This is a genomic window from Achromobacter semiaridum (assembly GCF_053543755.1).
This window is the reverse complement of record NZ_JBLVOL010000048.1, coordinates 34,636-52,386: the sequence shown is the minus strand read 5'-3', so window position 1 is coordinate 52,386 and position 17,751 is coordinate 34,636. Positions and strand designations below refer to the sequence as shown.

The window sequence follows — 17,751 nt, the reverse complement described above, 5'->3', positions numbered from 1 at the left end:
TCGACATGGAGCTTGGCGTGGAGAACGGGCAAGTTGGCTGGTACGGAAAGATCCCCGCCGCAGGCGACTTCGTGCATCGGCGGCTGCCGCGTGAACTGATTGCGTGGTGGGACCACTGGTTGCAGTTCGGGCTGGTGGCGTTAAAGCAGGCGCCGGATGCAGCGGCGGCGCGCAGCTTTGCTTCTGCGCCTATCTGGAATTTTGCGATTCCAGCCGGGCCCGGCGCCGGCGTGGCGCAGCTGGGATGCATCACGCCAAGCCGCGACCGCGTGGGGCGTGGCTATCCCCTGTGTGTGGTCGCGGCGCTGCCGCCCGCGCAGTATCACAGCAGCATGCTGGATGGCGCCGGCGACTACTACCGTCAAGTGGGCACCAGCATGTTGGCCGCCGTGCGCCATGGCTGCGCGCCGGAACAGTTTGACCGCAGCCTTCAGCAAGTGCGCATGCCCTCGGTCGCGCCCAGCGTCGCCACGCCGCGGGCGGGCAACGACATCATGGACATCTTGCGGTCTGGGCTGGACGCGGAATCCGCGCCCTTGGCTCGCCGCGCCTTGAACGCGTGGCCCGATCTGCCGTTTTGCTTCAACCCCAGCTCGCACACCAGCTATTGGTGGACCAACCAGGCGGACGGCGCTGCGTTGCAAACCTATGTACATGGCGGCGCGCTGAACGCCACCTTGTTCGCCAGGCTGTTCTCGTCCCTGCCCACGTGGCGGCCATGAGTCTGATCATTCCCGGAGGACCGCGCATGACGACCGCTTCCATCACGCCGCCGGATCTGGGCGGGGCTGGCATACCTGTCGCGCCTTGCGACCCGCGCCTGGCTGATTTGCTGCGCTGGCCGCCGGGCCGCAAGCGTCAGGACGAGATCACGCGCATTGTCGCGGGGCTGGCCGCGTCCCTGGCGTCGCTGCATGCGGCGGGTCGGGTCCATGGTGGCATCCATCCGGGGGCGGTCGCGTTCGATGGCGGGGGCTTGGGGGACCCGACCATCGGTAGCGCTGCGATGGGCGTGGCCATGTTGGCGACGGCGCCCTTGGCGCTCGCGCCCGATGCCGAGGACGCGCCCCGGCATGCCGGTTATGCGGCCTTCGAGCAGTACACGGACGATCCGGCGTATGCCTGCGGACCGTGGACCGATGTGTACGGTCTGGCGGCGCTGGCCTACTTCCTGGCCACCGGCAGCGCGCCACCAAGCGCGCTGGCGCGCCGCGTACGCGATGATTGCCTGCCGCTGGAGGAATGGGGCGCCAGAGACTACGACGGCGCGTTTTGCGACGCAGTGGATAGCGGCTTGGCGATGGCGATGCACGCAAGACCGCAAACGGCGCAAGCGTTCGCGGCTGCAATAGGAGCGCAACCGCTACGCACGTCGCCGATATTGCCCGTCGTGTCGCCGACGATGACCACGCCTGCCGACGTCAACACGCCGCCGCCGACGACCGCGCCGACGCCAGAGGCGACCGCGCCCTTGACGCAGACGGCCGCGCCTGCGGTAGACGCGACGATGCCTGTGTCGCGGTCGGCTCCTCCCGAAGCGCCGGCAGGCCCGCGTGTCGCGCAGACGGCGCGCGAGCTTCCACGTCGCCGTCCGCGCGTCTTGCCGTGGATCGCGGCATGCGTCTTATTGCTGGTGGGCGGCGGATACGCCTGGGTTCGCATGACGTCCACACCTATTGATCTGGCCGGTACGCCTGAAGCTTCGGCGCCAACGCCCCAGGCGTCGCCCACCGTGACAGCCTCCGCTCCAGCGCCTGCCCCTGCGCCGACCCCGGACCGGGTGCCGGCGCCGCAGCAACCCCGGGCGGCGCCGCCTCAGCCGCCGCAGGTACCTCAGCCCGCGCCTGCGACCCAGGCAGCGCAGGCGTCTCCGCCAGCTCCTGCGACTCAGGCACCGCAGGCGTCTCCGCCAGCTCCTGCCACTGAACTGCCGCGGGTGTCTCATCCTGCGCCAGCAACTGAGCCACCGCAGATACCTCAGCCCGCGCCCTCGAATGAGCCATCGCCGGCTTCTCAGCCCACGCCTGCAACGCCGTCGCCCGGTGTGGAATCGGCCTCCAGTGGCGGCGCGCCTACCTCGGCGTCTGATGGCAGTGCGAGCAATATCGACGCCGCATCCACAGCCGCATCCACAGCCGCATCCACAGCCGCGCCCACCACTGCCACGCCCGCCCCGGCCGCGCCACCGAAGGCCGCGCCTGTTTCGGTGCGCGTTGCCGTGCGTCCGTGGGGAGAAGTCCTGATCAACGGCCGTTCACGCGGGGTTAGTCCGCCCTTGCGGGAGCTGTCCCTGACGCCAGGACGCTATCAGGTCACGGTGCGCAATGCGTCGGCGGGCGAGCATCGCATGACCTTGACGGTTGCGGCGGACAAGCCGGCCGCGATCTCGCACGAGTTCAAGTGACACGCACCAGTACGGTGTAATGGAAACCGCCCAGACGGATGACAAGCGCCCGGGCGGCGGGACGCCTCCAGCGCCCGGGCGTACGTTCAAGGCAGCGCGGACTCGCCCTTGAGCAGGTCGTCCAGCGTCTCGCGCTGGCGCACCACGTGGTAGTGGTCGCCATCGACCATGACTTCGGCCGCGCGGGCGCGCGTGTTGTAGTTGCTGGCCATGGCCATGCTGTAGGCGCCTGCGGATTCCACCGCCAGCACGTCGCCTTGCTGGATGGCCAACGCGCGCCCCTTGGCCAGCCAGTCCGCGCTTTCGCATACTGGCCCGACGATGTCGTATTCCACCTGATCACCGGCGCGCGGGCGTAGCGGCTGTACGCCGTGATAGGCCTCGTAAAGCGCGGGGCGCAGCAGATCGTTCATGGCGGCATCGACGACCGCGAAATTGCGCGCCTGGGAATGCTTCAGATATTGGACCGTGGTCAGCAGCATGCCCGCATTGCCCACCAGCGAACGGCCGGGCTCCAGCACCAGATGCAGATGCCCGTGGCCGCGCGCGTTCAGCCGTTCGAATACCCGGTCCAGCAACGCCTTGGGTGACGGCGGCGTCTCGTCCGTATAGCGGATGCCCAGCCCACCGCCCAAATCAAGATGGGCGATGCGGATGCCTTCGCGCTCCAACGCGTCGATCAGGTCCAGCAGCTTTTCCAGCGCATCGAAATAGGGACTGATATCGGTCAGCTGCGAGCCGATGTGGCAGTCCACGCCTACGATGTCCAGGCCAGGCAACTCGCGCGCGACGCGATAAACGTCCAGCGCCGATTCGATGGCGATGCCAAACTTGTTTTCTTTCAGGCCGGTGGATATATAGGGATGCGTTTGCGCATCCACATCCGGGTTCACGCGCAGTGACACCGGCGCGCGCAAGCCCATATCCTGCGCCACCTCGGACAGGCGGCGCAACTCGTCTTCCGATTCGACGTTGAAGCACTTCACCCCCGCGACCAGCGCGTCGCGCATTTCCCAGGCTTGCTTGCCCACGCCGGAAAACACGATCTTGGAGGGCTCGGCTCCCACCGCCAGCGCGCGCTTGAGCTCGCCGCCGGAAACGATGTCGAAGCCCGCGCCCAACCGCACGAATTCCTTGAGCACCGCCAGATTCGAGTTTGCCTTCATCCCGTAGCAGACCAGCACGGGCAGCGGCCCGATGGCGCTGCGATAGGTTTCCCAAGCGGCCTTGAGCGCCGCGCGGGAATAGACGTACAGCGGGGTGCCTAGCCCATGCGCCAGATGGTCCAGCGGCACATCCTCGGCGTACAGTACGTTATTGCGGTACTGGAAATAGGGATGGCCGGCCAACTCCGGCGGCAGGGGAAAGGCTGTCGTCATGGGATCGAAGGAGGAGGAGGGATCTGCGGCGCGGGCTGCGAACGCGACGGCGGCTTGCCGTCGGGCGTCGGCATGTATAAAGGCCCCTTGTAGCCGCATGCCGCCACCATGCCGGAGGCCACAAGCGTGGCTACAATGCGAAGAGCCATGCGGCTGAATGCCAATTGGAACACTGGGAACTCCGTAATTCTTGCAGGCTCGATTATGACCGAAACCGAATTTCTTGCGTTGATCGACCAGGTGCTGGACAGCATCGAAAGCCAGGCCGACGACTGGGCGGCTTCGCTCGACGTCGACGTGGAAACCACCCGCAGCGGCAATGTCCTGACCATGGTTTTCGAAGACAACACCCATGTCGTCGTGAACAGCCAGGCCGCCATGCAGGAACTGTGGGTAGCCGCCCGCACCGGCGGCTTCCACTACCGCTACGACGGCCAACATTGGAACGACACCCGTGGCGGCCCGCAACTGCCGGACGCCCTGTCGCAAATCTGCTCGGGTGCGGCCGGGGTGCCGGTTACGCTGAAACTATAAAGCCGTCGTACTCGCAAAGTAACAAGGGCTGATAAGGCCGGCCGTCATGGGCCGGCCCTTCAGATGCAACGAAGCCCCGGGTTTTACACCCCGGGGCTTTTCGTTATTTTCGCTTGGGGTTGGGTCAATGTGGGTCAGAACTTGAAGACTTCTTCCAGATCCACCGATTCTTCCACCGATTCCAGCTTCACGCTTTGTTCGATGTGCTCCAGGTGATGCAGCGTCAATTCCTCGGCGCGCTGGGCGTCGCGCGCCGCGATGGCTTCGGTAATCAGCTCGTGTTCGTCGTCGCGGCAGCTGGTGGCGGTGGGCAGGTTGTACAGGAAGATAACCAGGCAGGTCAGCGTGGACAGCTCACGCATCGTGCGCGCCAGTTCGCCGTTGCCCGCCAGTTCGCTCAGCAGGATATGGAATTCTCCTGCCAGCCGGATGATGGCGCGTTTGTCGTCGCGCTTGCGCGCATCATGTTCCAGCAGTACGTGCTCGCGCAGCCGCGCCAGCTTTTCGGGCGTAAGGTTCTGCGTCAGGCGGCGCACGACGGCGGGCTCGATCAGCCTGCGCGCCTCGAAGACGTCGCGCGCTTTTTCGATAGACGGCTTGGCTACATAGGCGCCGCGCTGCGGGAATAGTTCGACGATCTGTTCGTGGGCCAAGCGTGCGAGAACCTCGCGGATGCGTGGCCGACTGACTTCAAAGATCTCGGCTAGACGTTCTTCGACCAGCTTGGTGCCGGGCTTGAGCCGGTTGTCCAGGATGGCGCGGTAGATGCGCTCGTAAATGCCGGTGACCGAGTTTTCGCGTTTATCTGATGCCATGGGCTCGTTCTTGGTTTGCGCGTGAGGAGCCGGGGCGGGATCGCCGCCACGGGTAATAAGCGGTCGCTTGCCGCTTGTAGGCCGCATGTTGTCCGCAACATGGTGGATGAACGTGAAGATACCCGATCAGCCGCCGGCATTGGACAAGGCCCGGAAGCCAGCGTCAAAAATAATGTTAACAATTTGACCCGGAAATGTATATTTCAGGGTAATCACTAGCGTAATCATTTTTGTATTCGGCCTAGAATCCGCTCACAACATGCCCATCCCGCCGCGCTTTCGCGGCGGAGTAAGGGTGGATCAGACGGGCTGACGCATATGACGAAGCAAGGGTTTGATCTGGTGCTGCGCGACGCGGTGCTGGCAACGGCCGGCGATACCTGTCGCGCGGATCTGGGGATCGTGGATGGCCGCATCGTGCAGATTGGCCACGGCTTGGCGGCTGGCATGTGTGAAATCGATGTGGCTGGACGAGTGGTCACGCCGGGCGGCATCGACGCCCATTGCCACCTGGACCAGCCGATGGCGCCGCCCGTGAAGTTGGCGGATGACTTTTTCACGGGTACGCGCTCGGCCGCCTGCGGGGGCACGACCACCGTGATCCCCTTCGCGGCGCAGCGCAAGGGCGCCACGGTGCAGGCCGCCATCGACGATTACCACCAGCGCGCCGACGGCCGAGCCTGCGTGGACTATGCCTTTCACCTGATCCTGACCGACCCCACGCCGACCGTGCTGGCCGACGAGCTGCCGCGCCTGATAGCGGCCGGCTACACCTCGTTCAAGTTGTACATGACGTACGACGCGTTGAAGTTGTCCGACGCCCAGATCCTGGACGTGCTGGACGTGGCGCGCGTGCATGGCGGCATGGCGATGATTCATGCCGAAAACTCCGATTGCATCGCCTGGCTGACGCGCCGCCTGGAGGCCTCTGGCCGCACCGCGCCGCGCTTTCATGCCGTTTCGCGGCCGATGCTGGTGGAGCGCGAAGGCGCCCATCGCGCCATCGCTCTGTCCGAACTTATCGACGTTCCCATCCTGCTGGTGCACATCTCGGGCGGCGAAGCGGTCGCGCAAATCCGCGAGGCGCGCGCCAAGGGCCTGAATGTCTATGCCGAAACCTGCCCGCAATACCTTTTTCTGACCGCCGCGGATCTTGGCGTGGACGACAGCTATTTCGGCGCGCGCTGCGTGTGCAGCCCGCCGCCGCGCGACAAGTCCAGCCAGGAGCAAATCTGGCAGGGGCTGGCGGACGGCCTTTTCACGGTGTTTTCGTCCGACCACTCGCCCTTCAACCTGACCGGCGAGGACGGCAAGACGCCCGGCGGCAAAGAGGTGGCGTTCCGTCATATCCCGAACGGCATTCCCGGCATCGAAACGCGCATGCCGCTGCTGTATTCAGAAGGGGTGTTGGGCGGCCGCATCAGCGTGAATCGCTTTGTGGAGCTGACCGCAACCCAGCCGGCGCGCGCCTATGGCCTGTACCCGCGAAAGGGCACGCTGGCCATCGGCAGCGATGCCGACCTGGTGATTTGGGAAGAGCGTGAGTTCACGCTCGCCAATGAACATCTGCACCACGCGGTGGATTACACGCCGTACGCGGGCACGACGCTGCGGGCGTGGCCCGCGATGACGTTGCTGCGTGGACAAGTCGTTTGGGACGGCGAGCGCTTTACGGGCACGCCGGGCCAAGGAAAGTTTTTGCCGCGCGGGCTGCCCAGCCTGGCGCCGCCCAGCGCCCGCCAGGGCACGCGGCCAGACTGGCGCTAACGCAGCGCGCCACATGGATATCCGCCATTCATTTCGGAGGAAATAACGTTGAAGACTACCCTGATCAAGAACGCCGACGTTGTGGTTGCCTGGGACGCGTCGCGCCAGCAGCACGTCTACATGAAAAACGCCGACGTGGCCTTTGAGGGCGGCCGTATCACGCACGTCGGGGCGGGGGCGCAGGCGGCCACGCCGGATGCGGAAATCGTCAGCGGCAACGGCATGATGGTGATGCCTGGCCTGGTGGATATCCACAGCCATCTGGTGCATGAGCCCATCAACAAAGGCTACACGGACGAAACCGGGTCACCGGGCCTGTACAACTCGAATCTGTACGAGTACATGCCCACCATGGAAGGCGACGACGAGGCCGCGCCCGCGCAACTGACGCTGGCCGCCGCGGAGCTGTTGATGTCGGGCGTGACGACCGTGGTGGACATGTCGGTGGCACACGAGCACTGGATCGACATCATGGTGCAAAGCGGCCTGCGGGCTTATATCGCGCCCATGTTCCGCTCGGCGCGCTGGTACACGCGCAACGGCCATGTCGTGGAGTACGACTGGAACGAGAAGGCGGGCGAAGCGGGCATGGAGCGCGCGCTGGCACTAATCGACAAGGCCGAGGCGCACGCGTGCGGCCGCCTGACGGGCATGCTGGTGCCCGCGCAGATCGACACCTGCACGCCCGAACTGCTGAAGGCCAGTCATCAAGAGGCAAAGCGTCGGGGCATCGGCTGGCAGACACATGCCGCGCAGTCTCTGCCGGAGTTTCACGAAATCACGCGCCGCCATGGCCTTACACCGGTTCAGTGGCTGCATAGCCTGGGCGTGTTGGATCCGGGCAGCATCGTCGGCCACGGCATCTTCGTGGACGATCACCCGAATACGCACTGGAGCACGGCGACGGACCTGTCCATCCTGTCCGAGACAGGCGCCAGCGTGGCGCACTGCCCCACGGTCTTCATGCGCCGGGGCATGGCGCTGCGCGACTTCGGGCGCTATCGCCGCGCGGGCATCAATCTTGGCATCGGCACGGACACGTATCCGCACAACATGATCGAGGAAATGCGCCACGTGGGCTATCTGGCTCGCTTGATGGCGCAGACACCGCGCGCGGTCACCACGGGCGAAGTGTTCCACGCCGCGACGGTCGGTGGCGCGAAGGCGCTGGGCCGCGATGATCTGGGCCGCATCGCGGTGGGCGCGCGGGCCGACCTGGTGATGGTGGACATGACGCATCACCTGATGCGCCCGTCCCGCGACCCCGTGCGCAGTCTTGTTTACGCCGCCGCGGACCGCGCCGTGCACACCGTATACATCGACGGCCGCCGCGTGCTGCACGAAGGGCAGGTGCATACGCTGGATTACCGCAACGCCGCCGAGCAGGTGGACGAGGCCCAGCGCCGGGCCGAGGCGCTGGTGCCTTCGCGCGACATGGTGGCTGGCCGCAGCGCGCAACAGATGTCGCCGCTGTCATTCGACGTCGTGTGACCTGATCGAAATCTATCCGAAGGGCCGGCACAGGCCCCGTTCGTCCATAAAACTACAAGGGAATGACATGGCTTATCTGAATGCTGAAAGACTTGAAACCCGCTACGGCCTGAGCCGCGTTGGCGCGGCAGTGGCTTGCGCCGCTGCCCTGGTCTGGGCGCCCGCACAGGCGGAAACGCTGACGGTGGTGATGGCCAGCAAGCTGACGGTGCTGGACCCTGTGCTGACGGCCTCGCACCAGACGCGCAACCACGCCTACATGATCTACGACACGCTGTTGGCGACGGACGCGAGCAACAAGATTCAACCGCAGATGGCGGACAAGTGGGAGATCTCGCCGGACGGCAAGACCTACACCTTTACGTTGCGCGACGGGCTGAAATGGCACGATGGCACCGCCGTCAAGGCCGAGGATTGCGTGGCGTCCATTCAGCGCTGGGCGCAGTCGGACAAGACCGGTCGCCAGCTCATGCCGCTGGTCGCGTCGATGGATGTCGTCGATGACAAAACGTTCAAGATCGTGCTGACGGCCCCTGCCGACGTGCTGTCGGCACTGGGCAAGCCCAGCGGCCTGCCCAGCTTCATGATGCCAAAGCGGGTCGCGCAAACGCCGGTGGCACAGGCCATCAGCGATTACACCGGGTCCGGGCCCTTCAAGTTCGTGCAACAGGAATTCCAGCCAGGCGTGAAGACGGTGTACGAAAAGAACACCGACTACGTGCCGCGCAAGGAAGCGCCCAGCTGGACGGCGGGTGGCAAGGTGGTCAACGTGGACCGCGTGGAATGGGTGGCGATGGCCGACCCGATGACGACCGTGAATGCCCTGCTGGGCGGCGAGGTCGATTACATCGAAACCGTGCCTTTTGACCTGGTGCCGATGGTGAAAGGTTCACCGGACCTGACGCTGCGCGTGCTGGACAAGATGGGCTACCAGCCCATGTACCGCTTCAACCAGCTTAACGCGCCCTTCGACAACAAGCTGGTGCGCCAGGCGGCCATGTATGCGGTCGGTCAGGGCGACATTCTGAAGGCGCAGGTGGGTGATCCGGAGTTCTTCAAAACTTGCGGCGCGGTGTTCGGTTGCGGCCTGCCGTATTCCAGCGATACGCGCGCCGACATGATCGTGCCGTCCAACATCGACAAGGCGAAGGCGCTGCTGAAAGAGGCCAAGTATGACGGCGCCCCCGTGGTGATCCTGCATGCCACCGACATTGCCATGGCCTCCGCCATTCCCGTGGTGATGGCACAGCAGCTGCGCCAGGCGGGCTTCAACGTGCAATTGCAGGCCATGGACTTCATGACCATGCTGTCGCGCCGCGCCAACCGCGACGTGCCCGCCAAGGGCGGCTGGAGCATTTTCGTGACGACGTGGCACGTCAGCGAAATCATGGATCCGCTGCGCAACTATGGCGTGTCGGCAAACGGCGAGAAGGCCTGGTTCGGCTGGCCGACCGTGCCTAAGGTTGAAGCGCTGCGTGACCAGTTCCTGGTGGCGGCGACGGAGCCGGAACGCAAACAGATCGCCGACCAGTTGCAGGACGTGATGCTGGATGAAGGCGTGGCCGTCACCCTGGGCCAGATCGAGACCGCCGCCGCCTACAACAAGAAGCTGTCGGGCGTGCTGGAGTCGCCCGCGCCCGTGTTCTGGAACATCAAGAAAGCCAGCCGGTGAGCCAGCATGTTCAGCTACCTACTCAGGCGCATTCTGGCTACCGTTCCCGTGGTGGTGACGGTGGCCGTGCTGGTGTTTTGCCTGCTGCGCCTGACGCCGGGAGATCCGGCGCTGATGCTGGCAGGCGACGCGGCCACCGAGACGCAGCTGGCGCAGATCCGCGAGCACATGGGACTGGACCGGTCGCTGGCCACCCAGTTCCTTCTGTGGAGCGGGCAGGTGCTACAAGGCGATCTGGGCGTATCGCTGCATTCAGGCACGCCCGTGACAGCGATGATCAGCTCCCGCGTGGGGCCGTCCCTGGCGCTGGCGCTGTCGACCATCCTGCTGTCCACGCTGATCGCGGTGCCGCTGGGCGTGTTCTCCGCATGGCGGCGCGGCACCCGGACGGACCGGGCGGTCATGGCGTTTTCGGTGCTGGGCTTTTCGGTGCCCATCTTCGTCACGGGCTATGCGCTGATCCTGCTGTTCGCCATGAAGCTGGGCTGGCTGCCCGTGCAAGGCTATAAGTCGCCGTCGGCGGGCCTTGTCGCCTTCGGCATGCACCTGTTGCTGCCCACCATCGCGCTAAGCACCGGGTTTGTGGCCTTGATCGCGCGCATTGCTCGTAGCAGCGTGCTGGAGGTAATGGGCGAAGACTTCATCCGCACCGCGCGCGCCAAGGGCATCACCGAACGCGCCGTGATGATGGCGCACGCGCTGCGCACCGCAGCCGTTCCCATCATCACCGTGATCGGCGTAAGCATCGCGCTGTTGATCAGTGGCGTGGTCGTCACGGAATCCGTGTTCAACCTGCCCGGCCTGGGGCGGCTGGTGGTTGAGTCCGTGCTGGCCCGGGATTATCCGCTGATCCAGGGACTGATCCTGCTGTTCTCGCTTGTCTACATCGGCGTGAACCTGACCATAGACGTTCTGTACTCGGTGTTCGATCCGCGCATCCGTTATTGAAGGAACTTGCATGTCCACTTCCATACACTCGATCGCGGGTGGGGCCGGCGTTGCGCCCGCCATCCGCCAGCGACCCGCGTCCGCGCTGGTTCGCACGTTTTCCACCTGGCCGGTCATGGCGGCGATGATGATGCTTGCGATCATCGTCCTGGCCGCCATCTCCGCCAATTGGCTGCAAATGGCCGATCCCATGGCCATCGATCCCATGCAGCGCCTGAAGGGCTTTTCCGCCGAGCATTGGTTTGGCACCGACGCCTATGGCCGCGACGTGCTGTCGCGCGTCGTCCATGGCGCGCGCATTTCACTGATGATCGGAGCGGGCACGGCGGTGGCTGCGTTGATACCCGGGCTGGCGCTGGGCGTGATCGCGGGCCACTTTCGCGCGGCGGACATGGTCATCATGCGCGTCATGGACGGCATCATGTCCGTGCCCAGCATCCTGCTGGCCATCGCGCTGGTAGCCGTGACCGGCGCCAGCATGCTGACGGTGCTGATCGCCATTGCCGTGCCCGAATTTCCTCGCGTCGTGCGCCTGGTACGCGGCCTGATCCTGAGCCTGCGCGACGAACCCTACGTAGAAGCGGCCATTTCGCTGGGCACGCCCACGCACGTGCTGATGCGGCGCCATCTGGTGCCCAACACGGTGGCGCCGCTGATCGTGCAGGGCACCTTCATCTTTGCTTCAGCCATGCTGTCCGAGGCGGTCATGAGCTTCCTGGGCGTTGGTATGCCGCCCGAGTTTCCGTCCTGGGGCAATGTGATCGCCGAAGGCAGGATGTACTTCCAGATCAAGCCAGAGCTTATCCTGCTGCCGGGCCTGTTCCTGGCGCTGACTGTGCTCAGCGTGAACATGCTGGGCGACGCCATGCGCGATGCCCTTGATCCCAAGATGGCGCGAAGGGTCTGATATGAACGATTCCACAATGCCCGTGCTGCAAGTGCAGAATCTGTCGGTGACGCTTGTCGGCGCGCCCGCGGATGAGCCGTGCCAAGTGGTCGAAGGAATCAGCTTCGACATACACGCCGGTGAGACGCTGTGTGTGGTCGGGGAGTCCGGCTCGGGCAAATCCGTCACGTCGTTTTCGGTTATGGGCCTGTTGGCGCCGGACGCGCTGCGGCCCAGCGGCGGCCGCATATTGCTTGACGGTGAAAACGTGCTGGCGTGCACGCCGGAACGCCTGCGTGAGTTGCGTGCCACCCGCATGTCCATGGTTTTCCAAGAGCCCATGACGGCGCTCAACCCGGTGCGCACGGTAGGCTGGCAGATCGACGAGGTGCTGCGCACCCATAGCGCCATGGACGCGGCCTCGCGCAAGCGCAGGATCCTGGACATGCTGGAGTCGGTGCGGCTGCCGGACGTGGAGCGCATCTACCAGTCCTACCCACATCAGTTGTCTGGCGGACAGCGCCAGCGCATCGTCATCTGCATGGCGCTGATCCTGAACCCCAAGCTGCTGATCGCCGACGAGCCGACCACCGCGCTGGACGTGACCACCCAGAAGCAGATCCTGGCTTTGATTCTGGAGTTGCAGAAGTCGCACAACACCGCGGTGCTGTTCATCACGCATGACTTTGGCGTGGTGGCGGAAATTGCGGATCGTATTGCGGTAATGAACCGTGGAAAGCTGGTGGAAGTCGGCACCCGCGACGAGATTCTGGCGCGTCCGAAAGAGGCTTACACCCGTATGCTGGTGTCATCGGTGCCGGGCCTGGCGCCGTCGGCCCGGCAGGCGCCCGAAGGCGAACCTGTGCTGGTCGTCAATGGGCTGCAGAAGACCTATAACGAGCGCGGCTTCTTCAAGGCAAAGCGCGCGGTGCACGCCGTGCGCGATGTCAGCTTCACGTTGCGCAAGAAAGAGATCGTCGGCATCGTCGGTGAATCGGGTTCGGGCAAGTCCACCCTCGCGCGGTGCATCGCTCGCCTGATCGACCCCAGTTCAGGCAGCGTGCGCCTGGACGGCACCGAGATCGCCACGGCCAGCAAACGAGAATTCCATCCTGTGCGCAAGCGCATCCAGGTAGTGTTCCAGGACCCGTACCGGTCGCTGAATGCGCGCATTCGCGTGGGCGATTCGATCATTGAGGGCATGCGCAACTTCGGCGTGCCGCAAGACGAGGCGCAAGCCCGGGCGATCGAGCTGCTGGATATCGTCGGACTGGGCGCGGACACCATGGAGCGCTACCCGCATCAGTTCTCGGGCGGGCAGCGCCAGCGCATCTGCATTGCGCGCGCCCTGGCCCTGCGGCCCGACATTCTGATTGCCGACGAGGCGGTTTCCGCGCTGGATGTGTCGGTACAGGCGCAGGTGCTGAAACTGATTGAAGACATACGCGCCCGAACCGATACGGCGGTGCTGTTCATCACGCACGACCTGCGCGTCGCCGCGCAGATCTGCGATTCGATTGTCGTGATGAAGTCGGGGCAGATCGTCGAGGCGGGGGAGGCGGCTGCGGTGCTGACTCGACCGCAAGATGGCTACACGCGCCAGTTGCTGGACGCCGCGCCGGGCCGGCATTGGGATTTCAAGCGGTTCAGGGCGGCCGAAGTGGGGCTTCAGTGAACAGCTGAGGTCTGACTAAAAACTATAAGGCCGGCCTATACAGGCCGGCCTTTTTTCATCAGAACGGTATCTTCTGCGACCACGGGGCCGCGTTTTGCGTTCCCACGCCCGGCGCCACCTTGATCTTCGTATCCGGGCTACTGCTGCCGCCCAGGCCGTTCAGGAATTCGCCCAGCGTGTCGGCTTCGGCCAGCCCCAGGCGGGCCACGGCCTGTCCGGGCGGGAATTCAGAGAAGTAGAACTCGCCGTTTTCCACGATCAGGCCATCGGGGCGGGGGCGCGGCTTTTCTTCCGGCACGCCCTTGAGCACGTCTTGCATGTAGTCGACCCAGATCGGCATGGCGACGCCGCCACCGGTCTCGCGTGAGCCCAGCGATTTGGGCTGGTCAAAGCCCAGCCACGACGTTGCCACCAGGTTCGGCGTGTAGCCCGAGAACCAGGCGTCCACGGATTCGTTGGTGGTGCCGGTCTTGCCGGCGATGTCGTTGCGCTTGAGCAGCGCGCGGGCACGCGCGGCCGTGCCGTAGGTGGCCACGCCGCGCAGGATGTCGTCCATGACCCAGGCGGTGCGCGGGTCAATGGCGCGGGCCGCCGCGTCGCCAGCCACTACGGGCTTGGACTGCATGATGACCTTGCCGCTGCTGTCGGTGACGCGGTCGATCAGGTAGGGCGTGACGCGGTAGCCGCCGTTGGCGAACACCGAGAACGCGCCGGCCAGTTGCAGTGGCGTGACACTGCCTGCGCCCAGCGCCAGCGGCAGCACGGCAGGCTGACGCGCCTTGTCGAAGCCGAAGCGGGTCAGGTAGTCCTGTGCGTACTGCGGGCCAATGGCTTGCAGGATGCGGATGGACACCATGTTCTTGGACTTGTACAGGCCCTGGCGCAAGGTCAGCATGGGCTCGTATTGATTGCCGTAGTTCTTGGGATTCCAGGCTTTCGAGCCGGTTTGCGCCGCCGTCAGTTCGAACGGTTGGTCGGAAATCTGCGTGGCCGGCGTCAGGCCCCGCTCAAGCGAAGCCGCGTAGATGAAGGGCTTGATGTTCGAGCCCGGCTGGCGCCACGCTTGCGTCACGCGGTTGAAATTGCCGCGATAGAAATCGAAACCGCCGATCATCGCGCGGATGGCGCCATCCTGCGGCGATAGCGCCACGAAGGCTGCCTGCACCGACGGCAGGTTGATGATTTCCCAGTTGTCGCCGAACTTGCGGATATAGACCACCGAGCCGCGCTTGATGCGTTGTTCGGGCTTGGCCTTGTCGTTCAGTGCGCGGGCAACAACGCCCAGCACTTTCTTGTCGGTGACGGTGATGATCTCGCGCGAGCTGCGCGCCAGTTTCACTTCGGTGGGGCTGGCCGACAGCACCAGCGCGGTCAGCAGGTCGCCGCTGTCGCTGAATTTGTCGAACACGCCGTCCAGGAATTCGTCCAGCGCGGCCGGGTTGTTCTCGGTGCCCGGGGGCAGGTCCAGCTGTTCTTCGGGGCCGGGGTAGGGCGCGCGGCGCGTGTATTCCAGCACGCCCTCGCGCACGGCGCGATAGGCGGCTTCCTGGTCCTTGGACTGCACGGTCGTGTAGATATTGATGCCGCGCGAATAGACGTTGTCCTGGTACACGTTATAGAGCAGCTGGCGTGCCAGTTCCGCCACATATTCGCCGTGAATCGAATAGCCGCCCGCTGGCGTGCCTTCGGCCGACTTCATGATGATGGGCTGCGCCATGGCCTGCTTGTATTCCGGCTCGGTCAGGTAGCCCAGCGACTGCATCCGCCCCAGCACGTAACGCTGGCGCAGTTCGGCGCGCGGGCGGTTCGAAATCGGGTTGAAGCGCGAAGGCGCCTTCGGGATGCCGGCCAGCATGGCGGCTTCGGCGGGGGTCACTTCCGACAAGGGCTTGCCGAAGTACGTACGCGACGCGGCGGCGAAACCGTAGGCGCGGTGGCCCAGGTAGATTTGGTTCATGTAGAGCTCAAGGATCTGGTCCTTGGTCAGCTCGGACTCAATCTTGAACGTCAGCAGCAGTTCGTAGAACTTGCGCGAATAGGTCTTTTCCGACGACAGGTAGAAATTGCGCGCCACCTGCATCGTGATCGTGCTGGCGCCCTGCGTCTTGGACATGTTGATCAGGTTGGTCAGGCCCGCCCGCACCACGCCCGTCCAGTCGATACCGCCGTGCTGGTAGAAGCGGTCGTCTTCCGCCGCCAGCACCGCCGACTTCATGACGTCGGGAATTTCATTGAAACGCAGCACGTTGCGGCGTTCTTCGCCGAATTCCCCGATCAGCACGCGGTCGGCCGTGTACACGCGCAGCGGCACCCGCGGGCGGTAGTCCGTCATGGCGTTCAAGTCGGGCAGGTTCGGCCAGGCCAGCGCCAGCGCCATTCCGGCCAGCAGTACGCCGCACAGGAACAGGCCGGCAAAAAGGATGCCGGTTTTTACGAAGAATCGCAGGATCGGGGAGCCGCTCTTGGCGGGTTTGTCTTTCTTGGAGGAATTCTGGGGCTTGCTCATCGCGGCGATTTTACGGGTATCTCCGGTCCCATCTCAGCGAGAGGGATCGGTTTCTGTAACAAGATTGTTCTGTGTGGTGCGCGGGCAACTGGCGGCAGATGTGATAATGCCGACATGAACTTTTCCGCCCATTCATGTCCGGAGGCTGACCCGGACCCAGCGCCCTCCGACCAGGGGCCTGACCACGTGCCTTGCGCCATCGAGTGCACAGGCAAGACCGTGCCATTGCCGCATGACCTGCCCGTGTTCCTGGTGGGAATGATGGGCGCGGGCAAGACCACCATAGGCCGAAGCCTGGCGCGTGCGCTGGGGCGCGAGTTTATGGATCTGGATCATGAGCTCGAGGCGCGTTGCGGCGTTCGGGTGCCGGTTATCTTCGAAATTGAGGGCGAAGCCGGTTTTCGTCGCCGAGAGTCCGCCGCCTTGGAGGAGTGTACCCAACGGCGCAACATTATTCTTGCCACCGGTGGCGGCGCCATCCTGGCAAGTGAAAACCGCCAGCGCCTGCGCGAGCGCGGAATCGTCATCTATTTACGGGCCAGCGTGGACGAATTGTTCCGCCGTACCTGCCGCGACCGCAATCGCCCGTTGCTGGCCACCGCCGACCCGCGCGGCACCCTGCGGGACCTGATGACCCTGCGGGAGCCCCTTTATAAAGAAGTCGCCGATCTGGTTGTGGAAACCGGGGCCATGCCCATCCACACGCTGGTCAAGGCGCTGCTGCCGCAATTACAAGCCTTCGAGAAGCGCATATGAACGTTGTTGACGTCGACACCCCGGGCGGAAGCTACCCGATCCACATCGGCCCTGGCCGTCTTGATGCCCTGGACCAGTGCATACCCGCCGACGCCACCGCGATCGCGGTCGTGACCAACCCGACGGTGGCCGCCCTGTACGGCGAGCGTGCCGAGGCCGCGCTGGCCCGCACCGGCAAGCGCGTGTTGCGCATCGAACTGCCGGATGGCGAGGCCTACAAAGACTGGCAGTCGCTGAACCTGATTTTTGATGCCCTGCTGAGCCATCGCCTGGACCGCCGCTGTGTGCTGGTGGCGCTGGGCGGCGGCGTCATCGGCGACATGACGGGGTTTGCCGCCGCCGTGTACATGCGCGGCGTGCGCTTCGTGCAAGTGCCCACGACGCTGCTGGCCCAGGTGGATTCATCCGTGGGTGGCAAGACGGCCGTGAACCATCCGCTGGGCAAGAACATGATCGGCGCGTTCTATCAGCCGGTTGCCGTCGAGATCGATACCAACGTGCTGAACACGCTGCCCGCGCGCGAAGTCTCCGCCGGGCTGGCCGAAGTCATCAAGTACGGCCTGATCCTTGACCCGGACTTCTGGACCTGGTGCGAAGACAACGTGCAAAAACTGCGCGCGCTGGACCCGCAGGCCGTCGCCTACGCCATTCGCCGCTCTTGCGAACTGAAGGCGCAGGTGGTGGGCAAGGACGAACGCGAATCCGGCCTGCGCGCCATCCTGAACCTGGGCCACACCTTTGGTCACGCCATTGAGTCCGGCCTGGGCTATGGCGCCTGGCTGCATGGCGAGGCCGTGGGTTGCGGCATGGTGCAGGCGGCTGAGTTGTCGGCCGATGTGGCCGGCTTCAAGCGGGACGACGTGCAACGCGTGCGCGCGCTGGTGGCCGCAATCGGCTGCCCCGTGGTGGGGGCCGCCC

Annotated in this window: 14 protein-coding genes and 1 pseudogene; 11 read left to right on the top strand and 4 right to left on the bottom strand. The window is 64.8% G+C overall.

What is annotated here, in order from left to right:
* Positions 1-5 precede the first annotated feature (5 nt).
* Both tagF and ACNPP0_RS14650 read left to right on the top strand, forming a co-directional pair.
* On the top strand, positions 6-722 hold the full coding sequence (tagF, locus tag ACNPP0_RS14655; protein WP_332609459.1) for a type VI secretion system-associated protein TagF: 717 nt from the start codon (positions 6-8) through the stop codon (positions 720-722).
* Positions 723-748: 26 nt separating this feature from the next.
* Positions 749-2,404 carry a serine/threonine-protein kinase gene (locus ACNPP0_RS14650; protein WP_448706300.1) on the top strand — a complete coding sequence of 552 codons (1,656 nt, stop codon included), beginning with the start codon at positions 749-751 and terminating at the stop codon, positions 2,402-2,404.
* Positions 2,405-2,490: 86 nt separating this feature from the next.
* Here the strand turns inward: ACNPP0_RS14650 and lysA are convergent, their stop codons facing one another.
* Together lysA and lptM are read right to left on the bottom strand one after the other, a co-directional pair.
* Positions 2,491-3,783, bottom strand: a complete 1,293-nt coding sequence (gene lysA, locus ACNPP0_RS14645; protein WP_448706299.1) for a diaminopimelate decarboxylase — start codon at positions 3,781-3,783, stop codon at positions 2,491-2,493.
* Positions 3,780-3,932 carry an LPS translocon maturation chaperone LptM gene (gene lptM / locus ACNPP0_RS14640; protein WP_082134345.1) on the bottom strand — a complete coding sequence of 51 codons (153 nt, stop codon included), beginning with the start codon at positions 3,930-3,932 and terminating at the stop codon, positions 3,780-3,782. Before lptM ends, lysA begins: the two co-directional genes overlap by 4 nt.
* A 55-nt stretch (positions 3,933-3,987) precedes the next feature.
* On the opposite strand from lptM, the gene cyaY reads away from it, so the two are divergent.
* Positions 3,988-4,317, top strand: coding sequence for an iron donor protein CyaY (gene cyaY, locus ACNPP0_RS14635; RefSeq protein WP_332609467.1), 330 nt, complete (start codon positions 3,988-3,990; stop codon positions 4,315-4,317).
* A 134-nt stretch (positions 4,318-4,451) separates the two neighbouring features.
* On the opposite strand, the gene ACNPP0_RS14630 is transcribed toward cyaY, so the two are convergent.
* Positions 4,452-5,132: a GntR family transcriptional regulator gene (locus ACNPP0_RS14630; protein ID WP_054421363.1), complete on the bottom strand. Its 681-nt coding sequence runs from the start codon at positions 5,130-5,132 to the stop codon at positions 4,452-4,454.
* A gap of 318 nt (positions 5,133-5,450) precedes the next feature.
* Here ACNPP0_RS14630 and hydA point away from each other — a divergent pair, with 318 nt between their 5' ends.
* The 6 genes from hydA to ACNPP0_RS14600 all read left to right on the top strand — a co-directional run bounded on the left by hydA (position 5,451) and on the right by ACNPP0_RS14600 (position 13,571).
* Entirely contained in the window at positions 5,451-6,899 is a 1,449-nt protein-coding gene (gene hydA / locus ACNPP0_RS14625; RefSeq protein ID WP_448706298.1) for a dihydropyrimidinase, read from the top strand.
* A 48-nt stretch (positions 6,900-6,947) separates the two neighbouring features.
* The gene (locus tag ACNPP0_RS14620; protein ID WP_448706297.1) at positions 6,948-8,390 is read left to right on the top strand and encodes an amidohydrolase family protein; all 1,443 of its coding nucleotides are present in this window, start codon (positions 6,948-6,950) and stop codon (positions 8,388-8,390) included.
* A 67-nt stretch (positions 8,391-8,457) separates the two neighbouring features.
* Entirely contained in the window at positions 8,458-10,062 is a 1,605-nt protein-coding gene (locus tag ACNPP0_RS14615) for an ABC transporter substrate-binding protein (RefSeq protein WP_448706296.1), read from the top strand.
* A 6-nt stretch (positions 10,063-10,068) separates the two neighbouring features.
* Positions 10,069-11,010 (top strand): ABC transporter permease, encoded by a 942-nt coding sequence (locus ACNPP0_RS14610; protein WP_448706294.1) that lies wholly within the window; start codon positions 10,069-10,071, stop codon positions 11,008-11,010.
* 10 nt (positions 11,011-11,020) lie between these two features.
* A complete protein-coding gene (locus tag ACNPP0_RS14605; RefSeq protein ID WP_448706293.1) occupies positions 11,021-11,917 on the top strand; it encodes an ABC transporter permease in 897 nt (298 codons plus the stop codon).
* A 1-nt stretch (position 11,918) separates the two neighbouring features.
* Entirely contained in the window at positions 11,919-13,571 is a 1,653-nt protein-coding gene (locus tag ACNPP0_RS14600; protein ID WP_448706292.1) for an ABC transporter ATP-binding protein, read from the top strand.
* Between the two features lie 58 nt (positions 13,572-13,629).
* Here the strand turns inward: ACNPP0_RS14600 and ACNPP0_RS14595 are convergent, their stop codons facing one another.
* Positions 13,630-16,077, bottom strand: a complete 2,448-nt coding sequence (locus tag ACNPP0_RS14595) for a penicillin-binding protein 1A (RefSeq protein WP_332609469.1) — start codon at positions 16,075-16,077, stop codon at positions 13,630-13,632.
* Positions 16,078-16,191: 114 nt separating this feature from the next.
* On the opposite strand from ACNPP0_RS14595, the gene ACNPP0_RS14590 reads away from it, so the two are divergent.
* Together ACNPP0_RS14590 and aroB are read left to right on the top strand one after the other, a co-directional pair.
* On the top strand, positions 16,192-16,833 hold the full coding sequence (locus ACNPP0_RS14590; RefSeq protein WP_046802911.1) for a shikimate kinase: 642 nt from the start codon (positions 16,192-16,194) through the stop codon (positions 16,831-16,833).
* Positions 16,830-17,751: pseudogene (aroB, locus tag ACNPP0_RS14585) on the top strand (3-dehydroquinate synthase); the annotation flags it as partial. The gene ACNPP0_RS14590 and the pseudogene aroB, both read left to right, overlap by 4 nt.